This is a genomic window from Streptomyces solincola (genome assembly GCF_002982015.1).
Classification (GTDB): domain Bacteria; phylum Actinomycetota; class Actinomycetes; order Streptomycetales; family Streptomycetaceae; genus Streptomyces; species Streptomyces solincola.
This window is the reverse complement of record NZ_PVLV01000049.1, coordinates 1-15,472: the sequence shown is the minus strand read 5'-3', so window position 1 is coordinate 15,472 and position 15,472 is coordinate 1. Positions and strand designations below refer to the sequence as shown.

17 protein-coding genes and 1 pseudogene are annotated in these 15,472 nt (G+C 70.4%); 11 read left to right on the top strand and 7 right to left on the bottom strand.

The window, feature by feature from the left end; translation table 11 throughout:
* On the top strand, positions 1–376 hold a 376-nt coding region (locus C6N75_RS30430; RefSeq protein ID WP_181160320.1), incomplete at its 5' end, for a hypothetical protein.
* Positions 377–409: 33 nt separating this feature from the next.
* On the opposite strand, the gene C6N75_RS03505 is transcribed toward C6N75_RS30430, so the two are convergent.
* The 3 genes from C6N75_RS03505 to C6N75_RS03495 all read right to left on the bottom strand — a co-directional run bounded on the left by C6N75_RS03505 (position 410) and on the right by C6N75_RS03495 (position 3,504).
* On the bottom strand, positions 410–1,759 hold the full coding sequence (locus C6N75_RS03505) for a helix-turn-helix domain-containing protein (protein WP_105867348.1): 1,350 nt from the start codon (positions 1,757–1,759) through the stop codon (positions 410–412).
* Positions 1,760–2,440: 681 nt separating this feature from the next.
* The gene (locus C6N75_RS03500; protein ID WP_105867347.1) at positions 2,441–2,998 is read right to left on the bottom strand and encodes a hypothetical protein; all 558 of its coding nucleotides are present in this window, start codon (positions 2,996–2,998) and stop codon (positions 2,441–2,443) included.
* 275 nt (positions 2,999–3,273) lie between these two features.
* On the bottom strand, positions 3,274–3,504 hold the full coding sequence (locus tag C6N75_RS03495; RefSeq protein ID WP_105867346.1) for a hypothetical protein: 231 nt from the start codon (positions 3,502–3,504) through the stop codon (positions 3,274–3,276).
* A 390-nt stretch (positions 3,505–3,894) separates the two neighbouring features.
* Between C6N75_RS03495 and C6N75_RS03490 the strand changes: the two genes are divergently transcribed.
* Genes C6N75_RS03490 through C6N75_RS30060 form a run of 3 tightly spaced genes read left to right on the top strand, consistent with a single transcriptional unit; the run spans position 3,895 to position 6,570 of the window.
* A complete protein-coding gene (locus C6N75_RS03490) occupies positions 3,895–4,602 on the top strand; it encodes an RNA polymerase sigma factor (protein ID WP_181160319.1) in 708 nt (235 codons plus the stop codon).
* Positions 4,583–4,963: a hypothetical protein gene (locus tag C6N75_RS03485; RefSeq protein WP_146132477.1), complete on the top strand. Its 381-nt coding sequence runs from the start codon at positions 4,583–4,585 to the stop codon at positions 4,961–4,963. Before C6N75_RS03490 ends, C6N75_RS03485 begins: the two co-directional genes overlap by 20 nt.
* Positions 4,960–6,570, top strand: coding sequence for a hypothetical protein (locus C6N75_RS30060; protein WP_146132476.1), 1,611 nt, complete (start codon positions 4,960–4,962; stop codon positions 6,568–6,570). The genes C6N75_RS03485 and C6N75_RS30060 overlap by 4 nt, the downstream gene beginning before the upstream one ends.
* A gap of 80 nt (positions 6,571–6,650) precedes the next feature.
* On the opposite strand, the pseudogene C6N75_RS03475 reads toward C6N75_RS30060, so the two are convergent.
* From C6N75_RS03475 to C6N75_RS03460, 4 genes and pseudogenes are all read right to left on the bottom strand, one after another.
* A pseudogene (locus tag C6N75_RS03475) lies at positions 6,651–7,013 on the bottom strand (single-stranded DNA-binding protein); the annotation flags it as partial.
* A gap of 63 nt (positions 7,014–7,076) precedes the next feature.
* Entirely contained in the window at positions 7,077–8,003 is a 927-nt protein-coding gene (locus tag C6N75_RS03470) for a peptidoglycan-binding protein (RefSeq protein WP_105867343.1), read from the bottom strand.
* A gap of 71 nt (positions 8,004–8,074) precedes the next feature.
* Positions 8,075–8,683, bottom strand: a complete 609-nt coding sequence (locus C6N75_RS03465) for a hypothetical protein (protein ID WP_105867342.1) — start codon at positions 8,681–8,683, stop codon at positions 8,075–8,077.
* Between the two features lie 27 nt (positions 8,684–8,710).
* A complete protein-coding gene (locus C6N75_RS03460) occupies positions 8,711–9,343 on the bottom strand; it encodes a ParB N-terminal domain-containing protein (RefSeq protein ID WP_105867341.1) in 633 nt (210 codons plus the stop codon).
* Positions 9,344–9,783: 440 nt separating this feature from the next.
* On the opposite strand from C6N75_RS03460, the gene C6N75_RS03455 reads away from it, so the two are divergent.
* From C6N75_RS03455 to C6N75_RS03425, 7 genes are all read left to right on the top strand, one after another.
* Entirely contained in the window at positions 9,784–10,344 is a 561-nt protein-coding gene (locus C6N75_RS03455) for a hypothetical protein (RefSeq protein WP_105867340.1), read from the top strand.
* Positions 10,345–10,355: 11 nt separating this feature from the next.
* A complete protein-coding gene (locus tag C6N75_RS03450; RefSeq protein ID WP_181160318.1) occupies positions 10,356–10,646 on the top strand; it encodes a WhiB family transcriptional regulator in 291 nt (96 codons plus the stop codon).
* 65 nt (positions 10,647–10,711) lie between these two features.
* The gene (locus tag C6N75_RS03445; RefSeq protein ID WP_105867338.1) at positions 10,712–11,038 is read left to right on the top strand and encodes a hypothetical protein; all 327 of its coding nucleotides are present in this window, start codon (positions 10,712–10,714) and stop codon (positions 11,036–11,038) included.
* Complete coding sequence (locus tag C6N75_RS03440) at positions 11,035–12,270, top strand: helix-turn-helix domain-containing protein (protein ID WP_105867337.1); 1,236 nt, start codon at positions 11,035–11,037, stop codon at positions 12,268–12,270. Before C6N75_RS03445 ends, C6N75_RS03440 begins: the two co-directional genes overlap by 4 nt.
* A gap of 19 nt (positions 12,271–12,289) precedes the next feature.
* Positions 12,290–13,096 (top strand): ATP-binding protein, encoded by an 807-nt coding sequence (locus C6N75_RS03435; protein WP_181160317.1) that lies wholly within the window; start codon positions 12,290–12,292, stop codon positions 13,094–13,096.
* 125 nt (positions 13,097–13,221) lie between these two features.
* On the top strand, positions 13,222–14,472 hold the full coding sequence (locus C6N75_RS03430) for a DUF2637 domain-containing protein (protein ID WP_181160316.1): 1,251 nt from the start codon (positions 13,222–13,224) through the stop codon (positions 14,470–14,472).
* Between the two features lie 207 nt (positions 14,473–14,679).
* The coding region (locus C6N75_RS03425) for an ERF family protein (RefSeq protein WP_181160315.1) at positions 14,680–15,472 on the top strand (793 nt) is incomplete at its 3' end.

The following is a 15,472-nucleotide window of genomic DNA, read 5'->3' as shown; positions in this document are numbered from 1 at the left end:
CATCTCACGCCGTATCCGCTTCCCCGTTCCGGCTACCGGCGCCGCCGCGCTCCAGGCCCGGCAGGTCGCGCGCCCTGCGCTCAAGCTCATCCTCGGCGCCGGCGAACAGGCCGAACGCCTCAGCCGACGCATCGAGACGTGCCTGGCCGAACTCGTCGCCCTGGCCTACACCGTCACCACCGGCGATGACCTGCTGTGCTCCGTGTGGACCGACCGCGATCACGTCTTCCTCGCCGTCGAGCACGAGCAGGCCCTGCCCAGCGTCCCCAGCGACACGACGATGGGCCTCAGCGTCGTCAAGGCCATCGCCGACGACTACGGAACCCACCGCACCGACACCGGTCACCAGACCTGGGCCGCCATCGTTCGAGGCTGATGCGCAGGTGTTCCCACGGGGAACGCTCCCCCTTCACGCCGCCCACGCCGGCCGAGGAACGGGGTGGTACGGGTCCGACACGTCCCATCCCGCCCACGCAGGATCGATGATCTCTCCGGTCTCCACGTCGACCGCCCCGACCGGCACGAGCCGCAGCACCTGGTCCACTCGCCGGGTCCGCTGCTCGGCCCGCCACCTGCGGTAGTTCAGCCGCTCGCGCACGTGCCGCGCCCTGCGCCGGGCGCCCGCTCCGGCCGTGCCCCGGGCCTCCGCAGCCTCCTGCAACACCTCCTGGTCGGGCATCACACCGGCAGGGCCAGCCAGGGCCGAGACCAGGTAGAAGAGCCCTTCCACCTCTTGGACCAGGCCGTCTTCCACGAGGGCGCTCAGGCGCCGGCCGACCGTCGTGCGGTGCAGTCCCGTGGCCGCCTGGAGATCCTTCTTGCTCTTGCCCTCTTCCTCCTCCAGCAGCGTCAGCAGGCGGGCGCCGTTGGTGCCGTGGCCGTAGCGGTGGAAGGCGTCGTGACCGGCGAGACGGACCAGTGCTCGGGTGTCGGTGTGCACCGGTGACACACGGGGCCCTGCCCCCCCAGCACTACCTGCGGCTGGTGGGTGTGTCGCTCCTGCACCACCTGACTCACCCCGATCCGGGATGACCAGCCGCCACTTCGAACCCTGCTCGGACTTGGCGCCAGACTTCTCCAGCACCAGCCACCCGGCCTTCGTCAGCCGCCGGTTGCTCAGCACTGCCGTCCGCACGGCGCACCCCATCCGCTCAGCCTGCTGCCGCGCAGACAGCTCGTGGTCCAGGCCGCCGCCGCGCTCGCACAGCTCCAGGCGCACGCTGAGGTTCTTCAGGTCGGTCTCCCCGCCCTTCCGCGACAGCCACACCGCGCGCTCCACGGCCCGACGCACCCGCTCCACGGCCTCCCACGCGCTGTGGCGGCAGGTGATGGGCTCCTCCTGCCGGACCCACGTACGCGCCTTCGTGAGCATCCAGGCGAGCTTGCCCTCGGCGAACTCCGGGCCCTTGCGGCGCATGAGCCGGCGGGCCCACTCGCCGCCCGGAGTCGGGGAGTAGAGCAGCGCACGGTAGAAGTCCGCGGGCATCCACTCCCGGCCCGGCTGCGAGGCGCCGGCGGCCAGGGCCATCGTGAGCCGGTAGCCCTCCTCGGCCTCGTTGCGGCCCGGGTAGCGGCCGTCGACGTCGCCTTCGAGGAGCAGCCGGGCGCTGGCCGCGGACAGGCCCTTGGTGATGGACGCGGCGACGTGCGGCGCGATGCGGCGGAGATGCGGCTGCGATGCTCCGCCGATGCGATCCCGATTGAATTGTCGGCGAGTCGCCGGGATGGACTGGCCACGCGCGAGGACGTGCGGCATCATGACTCCGTGCTTCCGGGGCTCCCGAGGGCACAAAAAGGCCCTCAAGGGGGTCGGGTGAGTGAAAACCGCACATATGTGCGGAACCAACGGACCTCGTGCAAGGTCCGAGTAACGAAGCGGCCGGCAGCTCGACGCCACATCGAGTAGGCGGCCTGGAGGACTGGCTTGGACTGGAACCGTCGCCACAACGGAACCGGCGCCTGCGAGCCTCCGGCAGGGACTAGGTCATGACGACCTCCGCAGGGGGAGAGACGGACACGCGAATGCCACGATCGCCCAACTCGTAAGGCAGATCTCCGTCCAGGGGGACAGGGCACGACCAGCAACGACCACCGAACGCACACAGGCCCACCGGATGCCGGCGCACGACGCGCCGCCCGGTGGGCCTACTCGTTGCGTGTCCCCGCCCTCGGGCGGGTACATTGGTGGTCATAGAGACCAGTCCTCGTGTTAGGTCTCCGGGAACTGCCCCGCCGGGTACTCCGCTGCGAAGGTTTGGACGCCTTTGACTTGCAGCCGAGTGGCGGGGCTTTTCCCGTTGTGCGGTCTTTGTGGGCTACCGCCGCGCGCGTTCCGGCATGGAACTCGCATGATCGCAGACGGTAATCGTGGGGACAGACTAGACCTTCTCGTCCCCCGGGCGGGTCATCTTGACGGGCGCGCCGTGTCGGTGAGGGGTAGTCAAGTCGTCTCCCTTCGACGGCCGAACTTCCTGGCGTACCGCTCGGACGCCCCGTCGGCCTGGTACTCGGCCAGCTCCTGGTCCGGGTGGTACGTGACCGGCAGGTCGGTGTCGGTGTCCCAGACGGCCCAGTCCAGCGGCTCGTTCCGGTGCCGATGCCCGTCCTGCGGCCGATGCCGTGCCTCGTACCGCGGCCGGGGCGGCCGGTGGTCGCCGAGGGGGCCGGCCGCGGCGAACAGGCTGCTTATCCGCTGCTCGGTGTCGGGCGACGCGGGCAACGGCTCGGCTCGCATGGGGGAGGAGGGGGGAAGCGGCCACTCGTTGGTGTCGATCCCCACCTCCGCGAGTTCGGGCAGGGGCGTTCTGGTGCTGCGCGCCATCAGGTAGGTGCGCTGCTCCTCGCTGGTGCCGGTGCGCCGCTCGCCGAGAGCGACGTGCACCTCCACCAGCTCGTGCACAATCTCCTTCGCCGTGTCCAGGTCGCCGGCTCTTCGGGCCTCGACCAGTCGAAGGAGCGCGCGCTCGCGCCAGGCCGTGATGCCTTCCGCCTCCGTCATCCGTTCGTCCCGACTCGTATCGCTGGGCGGCGTGGGGACCGCCCGTGGGTTCGTCCGCAGATGAGGACTCGCGGACGCCTGTCTTGGTTGCAGCACCGACCGTGTTGATAACCGGCCCCAGGCCCCCTTGCGCTGCTGAGTCTTTTCAATGCGCGAGGGCGGGGCCGCGCTTGCGCGCGGGCGCCTAGGAAAAGCGGGCCTGGGGCCGGTTATCAAATGTCCACGGGTCCGTGCCGTCTGGGACTTCACGGTAGTGGAGCCCCTGCTGGGGGCCCTCACGGGGAGGGGCGCAGCCGGGCGGAGGGCAGCGGGTGGCGGGCGACCCGCATGAACAGGGTCTCGTCGCCCTTGCGGTTGATCGTGATCGAGCCGCGGCGGCGGCCGGCGCGGAGCACCCTCTCCGCTTCCTCGGCGGACAGGCCGAGTGCGCGCGCCAGTTCCTCGGCGCTCAGCCACCGTTGCCACGGCAGCCGGTTGATCCGGTGTGCCACGGGGGCGCCGTTCATGGCGTCCTCCTCCTCGCAGGGTTGCACCCAGGTTGCTCATCCCCGGGCATGACCACACACCCTAGTGCACACCACGTCCGGGCGGGAGCATGCGACGTGGATCACGGCATGTCGGTGTGGATTCGGGACAGACGAGACGCGAGCGAACGTCTTGTAACAGTTGCGTAACTGGACTACCCGGCGCACAGGGTTTGCTCAGCGGACGGCAAGGGATCTTCGTCCTGAATTGCCCATGTCCGAAGTGGGATGAACCGCGTGGTTCCTATCCAAGGGCACTTTTGCCACACAGGCACGGTTTTCGATCTGACGTGCGATTTCATAGTGGCGAATCGCTTCACGGCTGTCGGAAGATTGGCTTCCAGAGGCCGATCAAGACCGAAGCGAGGCGGTATGCCCAGGACGCCCAGCACGAGCGAGACCACGTCGTGCGACGGCGAGCCGGGGCCCTCCCTTGAAGCCGCCGCTTCCCGCGCGGCCGGAGACCCCGGCGACAAGGCAGCCCTCGCCGAGCTGTTCAACGGCATGTACGAGCCGGTCGTACGGTTCATGCACGCGCGCATCCAAGACCCGGTCACCGCCGAGGACTTGGCACAGGAAGTCTTCGTCAAGGTTGTACAGAACATTCACACGTACACCGGCGGGGGCATCTACGCCTGGATCTGGTCGATCGCACGCAACGTGTACTCCGACTACTTCAGGCCGATGCGCAACCGCGGCTTCGAGCAGCCCACCGGGGACTTCTGGCACCTCGACGCACCGAGCACCGAGATGGGCCCGGAGGAAGCCGCGGAGTGGAAGGAGCTCCGGAGGGCCATCAAGGGCAAGCTGGACAAACTGTCCGAGGCGCAACACATGGTGCTGGCCCTCCGCATCACCTGCGGGTACTCGACCGCGCAGACTGCGGAGATACTGGGGAAGCCTGTGGGTACGATTCGTGTGTTGCAGTACCGCGCGCTCGCCAAGCTCCGCGGATTGATGCCGGACCGTGACAGCAACCTGGCAATGTATCTGCTGTCTGCCTCCGACCCGGAGCAGCAGGGCGAGCACGCAACGCCAGTGAGGCTGAGGGAGAAGAACAATGTTGGGTCGCAGGGATAGCGCCGTCGCAGCGCAGCTTGACCGCTGCCTGTCCGGCGACGCCGAACCTGAAGGCCCCGAGATACCCGGCCTGATGATGGCCGCCGCCGCTCTCGCGGCGCACCGCCCCATCAGCGAGTCCGGCCGCCGGAACGCCTTCGACGCCATGATGCGCGAAGCCGACCGCCGCGCCCGCCCGACCGCTGGCACCCACGTAGACGACCTCACCGACCCGGGCATCCACGTCCGCGTCGCCCAGGCCGGCCCGCACCTCCGTCTCCGCATCGCGAACATCGAAGAGGTCAGCGATGAGGGCATGGAGGAGATCGCCGGCCGCATCGCCAACCGCCTCGGGCAGAACGCTCCGGACCGCAATCAGTGACCGGAGACACCCAGCAGCTCCGCATCCTCGAAGAGGACATGGGCGCGGACGCCATTACGTTCGAGAACTTTGACGAGGGCGTCACCTACCTGTTCGTGCGTCCCGGGCAGTCCTTCGAGAACGCCGTGAAGGCCGTGCTCAAGGCGTGCCCCGAGATGAAGATGCCGCAGGCGCAGGACCTCGTGCGCACGTACTGCCCGAACATCATCGAGATGAACGAGCGGCTCGGCGTCGACCAGGTCGTGCCGCGCTTCGAGGCCGCGCCGGACGCCGGCGTCGTCCCGCCCGTCCCGATGAAGGTGACCGGGCAGCACCGTCGGCCCCGGCCGCCGCGGTGGGCGAAGGTCGCCGCGGTGGCCGCGCCCGCTCTCGCCGGCGGCATGCTTCTTGCCCACTGGCTCAACCCCAGCCCGAAGGACACCTCCGCGGCGACGTCCGCGCCGGCGATCAGCCAGGACGACAAGGTGGCGGCCGGTACCTACCGCAACCCCACGTTCGAGAAGATCGCCGAGGGCGGCCAGATGAAGTGCGACCCGATGGGGGCGTACGAGGCCAAGTGCGTGGACGCGGACGGCAAGGTGATGTTCAGCGAGGCGTCCGTCGGGACGTCGACCGCCTTCACCTTCTCGTACGACATGGAGAAGATCGGGTTCCGGCTCTTCCCCGACGTGGACTCGGCCGCGGCCTGGGCCGCCGAGGACGCCAACAAGGATCTCTACCAGAACGTCAAGCAGTACGGCCGCGTCGTGCTGTGGGGCACCGACGGCGCCCGCCTCGGTGAGTGGGGGAGCATCCTCGAAGAGCAGGAGCGTCAGCAGCGGAACCAGGCGCGCGCGATGGGCGGCCAGACGCCCGCGATGGCCCCGATGAGCTACACCTCCGCCGCGCCCCTCCCGGACCGGCTCGCGTTCCTGGCCTTCGGCACGCTCGGGGTCACCGAGGAAACGATCCACCAAGCCGTCCATCAGGATGACGCGCAGTCCGTGCAGCTCCTGCGCGCCGTGGACCTCGTCCTCGGCAACGCCGACTCCGGCCAGCTCGGCATCATCCCGTCCGGGCCGACGGACGCGGTGGCCATCGTCGCGGACGCCACCGCACCGCCCGCGGAAGACGCCACGGATACGCACGGCGAGACCAACCCGGTGCCCGTGGGCCCGACGCCCGAGCCCCCCGTCACCCCGGACTCGGGGGCGAAGGGCGAGCCGTCCACCTCGACGCCGGGCGGGTCGTCTTCGGGCGGTACCGAGACGGCGCCGCCTCCCGAGACGAAGCCCGTGGTGGAGCCCACCGCACCCGAGGAGCCGTCGGAGCCCCCGGTGCCCGCTCCGAAGCCGGAGCCGGAGCCCACCCCCGAGCCGAAGCCGGAGCCCGAGCCGGAGTCGCCGGAGACCGACTCGCGGCCCGGTGCCGTCACGCCCGCGCCGGAGCCCGAGCCCACCGAACCCCAGCCGGCTCCTGCCCCCGAGCAGCCCGTGACCGAGGTGCCGCCTGCGCCGGTCACGGAGGTTCCGGTGCCGGAAACGCCTCCGGCCCCTCCCGTGACGGAGGAGCCGGAAGACGACGGGCTGTCCTTGGAGGTGCTGCCCACTCAGTGGGCTGCGGCCTAGAACGGCGGCTGCGGCTGGCCGCTGGCCCACGGGTCAGCGGCTTGCGCACCGGCTGCGGGAGCCGAAGACGACCGCTGGGCTGACACCTTGGTCACCTTGGCCGTTGCCCGGGACAACGCCGGACCGACCTCCTCCACGTCCAGCTCGTAGACCGTGCGCTTCACCCCCTCCCGGTCCTCGTAGGAGCGCTGCTTGAGCCGCCCCTGCGCGATGACCCGGGTGCCGCGGGTCAGCGATTCGGCGACGTTCTCCGCGGCCTGCCGCCACACCTGGCAGGAGAGGAACAGGCTGTCCCCGTCCTTCCACTCGTTGGTCTGCCGGTCGAACGTCCGCGGGGTGGACGCGATGCGGAACTTCGCGACGGGGGCGCCGGAGGGGGTGAAGCGCAGCTCGGGGTCGTCCACGAGGTTGCCGACGACGGTGATGACGGTTTCGCCTGCCACGGAGGGGGCCTTTCAACGCAGAGGGGGAGGCCGGCCCGCGGGAGTGCGGGCCGACCGGGGCGGTCAGGAGAAGAGCAACTTCCAGGTGAGCGGACCGGGCAGGCCGTCCGCGTCGCCGCGCAGCTCCTTGCGGGAGAGCTGGAAGTCGCGGACGTTCTGACGGTCGGCGTCGCCCCAGTCCTCGGAGGGGCCGACGCGGTAGTGCTTGCCGAAGCCCTTCGCGACCAGGCGCTCGCCGAGCTGCTTGATGTACTTGTTCTTCTTGCCGGGGCCGAACTTGTCGCGGCCGGGGAACGCCGGCGGCGTCGGCTTCGGCTTGGGCTTGGTGGTCGAGCCGCCGCCGGTGGACGGCGGCTTGGTGCCGGCGACGAGCGCCTTGGCCTTGGCCAGGATCTTGGCGAACGGGATGTTCCCGGGGTCGCCGTGGACGTTCTCCGGGGCGTGGAGGTGGCCGCAGATGCCCTTGAAAGCGTTCCACTCGGAGAAGGTCATGCGCGCGCTGGTGGCGCCGTACGAGGACGGGTAGGCGGGCCACTCCGACGGGCCGCTCAGCGGGATGCCCATGTTCTTGTGCATCCAGGCGATGAGGTCGGCGAGCGCGTCGTAGGCCCACTCCGGGGCGTCGGGCCAGTAGATGTAGTCGACGCCCGCCTTGAGCTTGCCCCAGGTCTTCTTGTGCGAGGGGTCGCAGGTGCCGATCAGTTCGAGCTGGATGACGTTGAGGGTGTTGGTCTCGACGCCACCGGCCTTGTTGACCAGGGCGCGCGCCGACCGGTTCAGCGCGAAGTGCTGGTAGACGTCGAAGCCCTTCTTCGTGAAGTTGGGCTTCGCGGTGAGGTTCGGGGCCTCGGCGCCGTTGCTGTAGGAGACGATGCCGGTCCCCTCGGTGGTGTGCAGGGCGAGGACGTTGGGGTCCATCAGGTCGCCCTCGTACGTGTCGCCGTACCAGTGCGTGCCGCGGATCGCGCCCGGGTAGAGGGTGGTGGCCATGTGTGCTTCCTCCGGAGCTGGTGAGCAGGGGGGAAGCACCGTGCGGGGCGGGGGGCGTTAGCGTCCCGGGCTCACTCGGTGCCCGGCACGTCTTGGTCCTGGTCGTCGTCCGGGTACTGAAGCGCGTGCAGCGTCTCGGCGAGCCGCGTGGCGAGGTCGGCCGACGGGCCGGTGTTCTCGACGGCGACCGGGCCCCCGGCCGCGCCGGTCAGCTCGACCTCCAGATGGTCTTCCTTGCCGTACTGCTTGCGGTGCTGCCGCTCCAGGTACCAGGCCGCTGCGCGCCAGTCCGGCGGCGTCGTGATCGTCTCCTCCAGCACCTTGCCCGAGTGCGGGTCGAACTTCCTGTGGGTGGTGACGATGCCGCCGCGGCTGGCGCGCCGGATGTCGAGGGCGGCCGAGAGCGCGGCGGACGCGCGGGCCCGCTCGACCTTCTCGAAGAACTCCACGAAGTGGTCGAGGTCGGGGTCGGGGTCGTTGCCGGCCGCGCGGTCGACGGCCTCGGTGCGGCCGTAGGCCATCCAGCGCAGGAAGGTGGCGCGGCTGATGCCCGCGTTGACGGCCGCCAGGTCCACGGCGAGGCCGGCGCGGGACGCCTCGACCAGGCGCGTCTCGACCTCCGGCGTCAGGAGCCGGGTACGCGCCGCGGCTTGGGAGCGGCGGACTTTGCGGTTGGGCATGGCGGGGACCGTAGATCGACTGCCGGGCTACCGTCCCGGGCTGAACAGGTGGCCGCAGGCCGGGCAGCAGACGGAGCCGGAGCGCTCGTTGTCGCCGCTGTCGCCGTATCCGTCGTCGGCGAAGTCCTCGCCGAGCATGTCCCGCTCCGGCGCTTCGGTGCCGTTTGGTCCCTGCGGCAGGCCCTCGGGGTCGACCTCCCGCAGCAGTTGCTCCATCTCGTCGTCGGAGATGCACAGGGAGTCGAACAAGTCGGCGTCGGAGGTCGCCAGGTCTTCCAGGATCGCGGCGAGGGCGCGGGAGTCCCACCCGCCGGCCATCGGCAGCCGGTTGAGGAGGATGAGCACGGCGTGGGCCTGGCGGTCGCTGGCGGAGGCCCAGCCGCGGGTGACGGGGACCAGCCATCCGCCGTCGTCGTCCAGGAGCAGGCCGTCGGGGATGGGCTCGCCGCGGACCTGCATCTCTATCAGCGCTTCGCGGCGGCCGTGGCCTGCGATCACCAGGCTGGTGCGCTCGTCCACGACGGGGGTGTCGATGAACCCGTGGTCCTTGATCGAGGCGATGATCCGCTCGATCTCGTGCTTCTTGGGGTTCGCCGGGTCCGGGGGGAGGTCGGTGAGCGGGATGTAGCTGATGTAGCGGGGGGCGGCGAGTCCTGTCACGGCTGCTCCTGTCGCGCAGCTCGGGCCGGGGTGAGGAGCGGCCGTTGGTCAGCGAGCCCGCGGACTTCAACCGCGGCGCCCCGGCTCGCTACCGGGACATGCCGTCATGGCCGGACCGTCGGGCCGCTCCTCGGCCGGCGCCGCCCCACGTGTCCGGACGGGGCTGCGCCGGTGCCCGCGTGGCGAGTTCGGCGGGTGCGCGTTCCACCGGTCGCCTCTCGGGCCGGGCGGAAGGAACTCATCCCGTCGCGGTTTCTGTCCTGGCCCGTGATCCGGACATGGTGTACAGTCCCCGTTTGTGGCCGCACGAGCGAGCAGCCACACCCGGTCTGGTGTAACGAATTCCGGCCTCACTCCGTCCATAGGGCGGAAGGCCACCAGCGCCAGACCTTCAACGCTCCAAAGCCGGGTCACCGGCAAACCAGAGAGGTACGTACGCGATGCCCGAGACGGACAACGCACCGACGGTCGGTCAGAGCGACCTGGCGCTGAGGGCTGCGGTGGCCTACCGCGTGAAGAAGCGTGTCGCCGAGATCTGCGACCCGGTCATCGAGGAGAACGCCGAGCACATCCGGAACACGAAGGGCACCCGCAGCCTGTCGGCCGAGATGCCCCTTCCCGAGGGCGGCACCCAGCCGCTCGGCACCTTCACCCGGACGATGGCGAAGGCCAAGTTCCGCGTCGAGGACCCGAAGAAGGTGCTCGACTACGCCGACGAGCTGGGCGAGACCGAGTACGTCATCCGCCCCTCCTTCGAGAAGGCGCTCCTGAGCCGACTGGTCTGGAAGGACTCGAAGGTGGTCGACACGGCCACCGGCGAGATCGTGGAGGGCATCAGCTACGACCCGGGCGGCCTGACCGACACCGTCAGCCCGAAGTGGAACGACACCGGCATGGAGGCCCTGGACGCCCTGCTCGGCTTCGTGGACGTGGCGCTGGAGAACCTGCCCCACCTGACGGCGGACGACTTCGCCCTTCCGGTGCTGGAGGCAGGCGAATGATCCCCGCGTTCATGACCGAGTCGCCGTGCTCGCGCATCGACCCCGAAGCGATGTTCCCGGCCCCGTCGGACACGGCGGCCATCACCTTCGCCAAGGAACAGGTCTGCGGCACCTGCCACTTCCGGGCCCAGTGCCTGGAGTGGGCCATCAGCCCGTTCAGCCGCTCCGAGTACGGCATCTTCGGCGGCCACACCGAGGAAGAGCGCCGCGACCTGGTCAAGGCCCGGAAGCTCGCCAAGCCCGTGCGCTTGAACTACGGGCCGCTGCCGCCCAAGCACCAGCGCCTCTCGGCCGCCGCCTGATCGCCCGCACGCCCTGCCCGCCCCGCACCCCGCGCGGGGGCGGGCACCTCCCGCAAGGAACCACCGTGATCCCCAGCGACACCCGCTTGGCGCTGATCGACCAGGCCACCGACAAGGCCGACGAGTCACCTGACGAACTCAGCCCGGAGACCCTGACCGCGTTCGTGCGGCACCTGCGGCGCAACGACCTCGACGTGCGCGAGTGGCACCGCTGCGACGACTTCGCCGCGTCGGCCGGCATGACCCACCACCAGGCCCGCAGGGCGGTCGGACAGCTCGTCCGCGCCGGCCTGCTGGACCGGGACGTCGTGCCGCGCCGCGTCCGCCGTCAGGACGGCCGGTACACCGTCTACCGCCTGTCGCCCACCGCCATGGAAGGGACAGGCCAGTGAGCAGCCACGAGATGGACGAGCTGGACGAGCAGTTCGAGGTCGTCATCGGCCGCAAGGCGCCCTTCTCCATGATCCCGGACTGGGTGACCCTGTACCCGGGGAGCAAGTCCTCCCCGATGTACGCGGGGAAGATCCTGTCCCCGACCGCGAAGGCCGTCTACAACGTGCTGGCGATGCACGTGAACGTCTCGCGCGGAGACAGCGCGTGCTGGCCCTCCCGCAAGACCATCGCGCAGATCCTCGGCTTCTCCCGCGAGCAGTCCGTCGACCAGTACCTCGACCAGCTCGATGAGGTCGACGCCATCGACCGCGAGCCGATCACCCGCGCCAACGGCGCGAAGGGCGTGCGCTACATCGTCCACCAGACGCCGCCCAGCGACTTCGAGGGCGAGCAGAGCGTGGGCGAGCACTACAAGCACCGCCGTGCCATCGAGGCGGCGAAGCTGACCCGCTCCCCGGGCCGCCCCCGAAAGGCGGAGGCGACCGAGGCCGAGCAGCCCCCGCTCGCCGTGACCGAGGTCGAGGCGGAGCCGCAGGAGAGCCCCGCTGACGCGCTCGTGCGCACGACCGTTGACGAGTGGTGGGCACAGGCGGAGGAGCGGGTCGTCCTCGGCGAGATGGACCCGCTCGGCACCGACCGCCAGAAGGAGCGGGCGCGCGGCAACCTGGTGGCACGCGTCCGGGACGCGGTCGCCACCGGCCACGACCCGGAGCTGATCAAGCTGGCGCTGCGCGAACTCGGCGAGTGGGGCCCCGCGAAGGCCAAGTTCGAACGAGCGCTCAAGACGTACAAGGACAAGACGCCCGAGGACATCGAACTCGACAAGCAGGCGCAGAGCGGTGCCAAGAAGTGGTGGGCCGAGGCCGAGACGCGGGTCGCCGACAAGAAGATGGGCCCGCTCCTCGCCGACACCAAGAGGCAAGAGACCGGCTACTACCTCAACCTCCGCACCCGCATCCGGGAGGCCCTGAAGGCGGGATACGACCGCTGGATCATCTGGGACGCCCTGGTGGAGCTGGGCGAGTGGTCGCCCGCGAAGAGGGAGTTCGACCGCACCCTGCGCCGGCTGTCCGGCGTGCGGCAGCCCCGAGGGACCCGCGGAGGCCGGGCGCCGCTGTTCACCAACGACCAGTGGAAGCAGAAAGATCCGCCACCGCAGAGCGGAGCCCCCGACGTTCCGACCGCACCCGACCTGAGCGTGTTCGGTGTCCAGTCCGATGACGCCGCCTGACGAGAGGAGGACCGACGACATGTCCCTCACCATGACCGCCCCAGCGATCCCGGAGGCCCGGCAGGTGGTGCGCGCGGACGGCCCCATAGCCGCAGTCGCGAGCATCCTGCGGCGCCGCGGGATGGACCCCGGCAAGGCGGCTCTGACCGAGGACCGCCCGGACAGCACGGACGAGTACCAGCGGGAGGTGTACCGGCAGGCGTGGGTGAACTCGCTGCGCCTGTCCGGGCACGACGACTACGCCCGCTTCACCCTCGCCAAGCTGCACGCGGATCAGTTCCCCGACCACGTGCGCACCTACGTGGACAAGTGCGTGGAGGCGCGGGCCCGCAACCGCGAGCAGGACAAACTCCCGGAGGACGAACGGGAGATCGTCCGGCCGACGATCCAGCACCTGATCCTGCACGGCTCGACCGGCACCAGGAAGACGGCCACCGCCGCGGCGGCCGGCGCGTACGCCGTGGAGCGCGGCCTGATGACCCGCTTCGTCTCGCACTCGAAGTATCTGGGCTGGCTTCGGCCGGACAGCGCGCCTGCCGGGCTCACGCGGACGCAGATCCTGGAGCGCTACGAGCGGTGCGACGTGCTGATCCTGGACGACCTGTGCGAGGAGATGGACGAGTACGCCACCAACCACGTCCGGACGCTCACCAACAACCTGATCACGGCACGCGCCAACAAGGGGCGCGGGACGATCTTCACGACGAACCTGAACTTCGACCAGGTCGAGGTCGTTCTCGGCGAGCGCCTGGCGTCCCGGATCGGCGGCCGGGCGCTGCCGCTCAAGCTCGTCGGCGACGACGCCCGAAAGCCGCAAAGGTGGTGAATGGCACGGATTCCACTGGTGCGTCGAAAGGGTCACGCTCACCAAGCGGAAGGTGATCTAGTCTGTCCGGGACCGGTGCGCTCACGAGCGAGAGCGCAGCGCCAACGCTCCTGGAGGACAGCTTCGTGGCCCGACCCCTATCGACGGCGCGCTTCGCGACCATGTCCGAGGCGGAGATCCGAGCAGCCGAACGCACACTGATTGCAGGGACCTGGGCGATCACGGCCGGGGCCCTGCTCTTCAGCGTGCTCACCGTCACCCCGCTCGTCCGGTCGGTCAGTCCTGCGGGCTGGGAGTGGACGGCGCCCATCCTCCCGCTCGTCGTGGACGCCGCGGTGATCATCGTGGTGAAGCTCGACTCCGTCATCTCCCGGCTCGGCGGCGACGGCGGCGCGTGGCCGGTGTTCCTGCGGTGGATGACCGGCCTGATGACGCTCGCCCTCAACATCGGCGACAGCGCCCTGCACCACGACTGGGTGGGCATGGCCGTCCACTCGGTGGCCCCGCTCCTGCTGATCGTCACCGCGGAAGCCGGCCTGTCGTACCGGCGCGCCATCAGCGCGGCCCTGGCGCGCATCGCTCGCGAGGAGGCGGAGGCGGCCGAGCTGGAGCGCGCGGAGCGCGAGGCGCAGGCGCAGGCCGACCGCGATGAGCGGGAGCGGGCGCGGGCCGCCGAGGAGCAGGCCGAGCGGGACGCCCGCGAGCACGCCGCCAAGCTGGAGCGGGAGCGAGCGGAGCGTGAGGAGGCCCGGCTTGCCGCCGAGCGCGAGCACGCCCTGGCCGTGGAGAAGGAGCGCTCCGCCCGTGAGCGGGCCGAGCGGGAGGCCACGCTGGAGCAGGAGAAGGCGGCCCGCGAGTTCACCGCGCGCATGGAGCGGGAGCGTGCCGAGCGGGAAGCCGCCGAGCGCCGCCGCCAGGAGGAGCGTGCCGACCGGGAGCGGCGCGAGACGGCGGCCCGCGAGGAGGAGGCGCGCCGGCGGGCGGACCGGGAGCGGCAGTTGGCGAAGGTGGCCACCACCGCGGCGGTTCCTGCCCCCGGGCGGCGCGCCGCCCCGGCGAAGGCTACTGGGGGGACGGATCGCGTCGTGACGGCCGTGGTGATGGACAACGAGTTCGCCGGCATGACGAAGGACAAGGCGGAGGAGGCCCTGTTCGAGCTGTACCGCGCGGCGCGGGACGCGAGCGCGTACGACGACTGGGAGCAGGACCCGCTCGCGCGGCCGGGCGGGGAGTTCTGCGGCAGCAACCTGGGCCGGCGGCTGGGCCGCTCGGACACCTCGGGCCGTACCAAGGTGAAGCCGAAGTTCGAGCGCTGGTACCAGGAGCACAAGGAGAAGGCTGCGGCCGAGGGCGGCGTGCTGGTCGGCGTGGGCTGAGCGAGCGAGCAGCAACTGCGGCGGGTGTCCCGGGGAACGGGGCGCCCGCCGCAGTCGTGTCTGGGCCCGGCGCAACCCGTAGACCACATGGTAAACTGTACACAGTGTCCGGAAGGGATCTAAGCCCTTCCGACGGCACACCATGCCCCGGTACGAGCAAGCCGCGGGCGCCAACGCTCCGAAGTCAGCCCAGGAGGACGGTCACCCATGGCCGACACGACCACAGTGGCCGAGCAAGCCACGCAAGAACCCCTCACCGTCGATGAAGCCATGATCGCCGTCATGCAGGAGATCGGCCCCGTCGGCAAGAACGGCCGGAACGAGAAGCAGAACTACCAGTTCCAGGCGTACGACGACATCGTGGCCGCCGCCCAGGGCCCCATGGCGAAGTACGGCCTGCGCATGCTGCCCGAGGTCATCGACCAGAAGCACTTCGTGCGCGGCGAGCGTACGAACGTGGCCATCCTGACCGTGCGGTACCGCATCCGTGGACCGCGCGGGGACGAGATCGACACCCCCATCGTGGTCGTCGGCGAGGGCGCGGACGTGGCGGACAAGGCCAGCAACAAGGCCATGACCGCAGCGAAGAAGTACGCCTTCAAGCAGGCATTCGAGATCAGCGACGACACCGACGACGGCGACTTCAAGCACCCGGTGGCCGCCGGTAGCCCCATCGACTGGTACGTCGCGCAGCTCGACCGCCCCAACGTCTGGCAGAACCCGAACGCCCTGGCCAGTCTGCTGGAGCGGGCAACTGGGGCGGGCCACGACGGTCTGCACATGCCGAACCGCCCCGGGACTACCCTCCGCTCGGTGATCGAAGCACGGGGCCGGAAGCTGGTGGCCGAGCAGCAGGAGCGGCAGCGCCGACAGGCCGAGGAGGCGGAGGCGATGCGCGCCCAGATGTCCGCGGAGTACCCGGAGCCGTCCGAGTCGTACGACGCGTGGGACCAGGCCGTACCGGCACAGCAGGCCCCCCAGCGCCCCGCCGCTCCCGCAC

What these genes read in the sequence shown, in the direction of transcription:
- C6N75_RS03450 (WP_181160318.1), top strand. Translation starts at nt 10,356, where the DNA reads ATGACCGAGTCGCCGTGCTCGCGCATCGACCCCGAAGCGATGTTCCCG.
- C6N75_RS03465 (WP_105867342.1), bottom strand. Translation starts at nt 8,683, where the DNA reads ATGCCCAACCGCAAAGTCCGCCGCTCCCAAGCCGCGGCGCGTACCCGG.
- C6N75_RS03435 (WP_181160317.1), top strand. Translation starts at nt 12,290, where the DNA reads ATGTCCCTCACCATGACCGCCCCAGCGATCCCGGAGGCCCGGCAGGTG.
- C6N75_RS03485 (WP_146132477.1), top strand. Translation starts at nt 4,583, where the DNA reads ATGTTGGGTCGCAGGGATAGCGCCGTCGCAGCGCAGCTTGACCGCTGC.
- C6N75_RS03470 (WP_105867343.1), bottom strand. Translation starts at nt 8,003, where the DNA reads ATGGCCACCACCCTCTACCCGGGCGCGATCCGCGGCACGCACTGGTAC.
- C6N75_RS03495 (WP_105867346.1), bottom strand. Translation starts at nt 3,504, where the DNA reads ATGAACGGCGCCCCCGTGGCACACCGGATCAACCGGCTGCCGTGGCAA.
- C6N75_RS03490 (WP_181160319.1), top strand. Translation starts at nt 3,895, where the DNA reads ATGCCCAGGACGCCCAGCACGAGCGAGACCACGTCGTGCGACGGCGAG.
- C6N75_RS03500 (WP_105867347.1), bottom strand. Translation starts at nt 2,998, where the DNA reads ATGACGGAGGCGGAAGGCATCACGGCCTGGCGCGAGCGCGCGCTCCTT.
- C6N75_RS03505 (WP_105867348.1), bottom strand. Translation starts at nt 1,759, where the DNA reads ATGATGCCGCACGTCCTCGCGCGTGGCCAGTCCATCCCGGCGACTCGC.
- C6N75_RS03455 (WP_105867340.1), top strand. Translation starts at nt 9,784, where the DNA reads ATGCCCGAGACGGACAACGCACCGACGGTCGGTCAGAGCGACCTGGCG.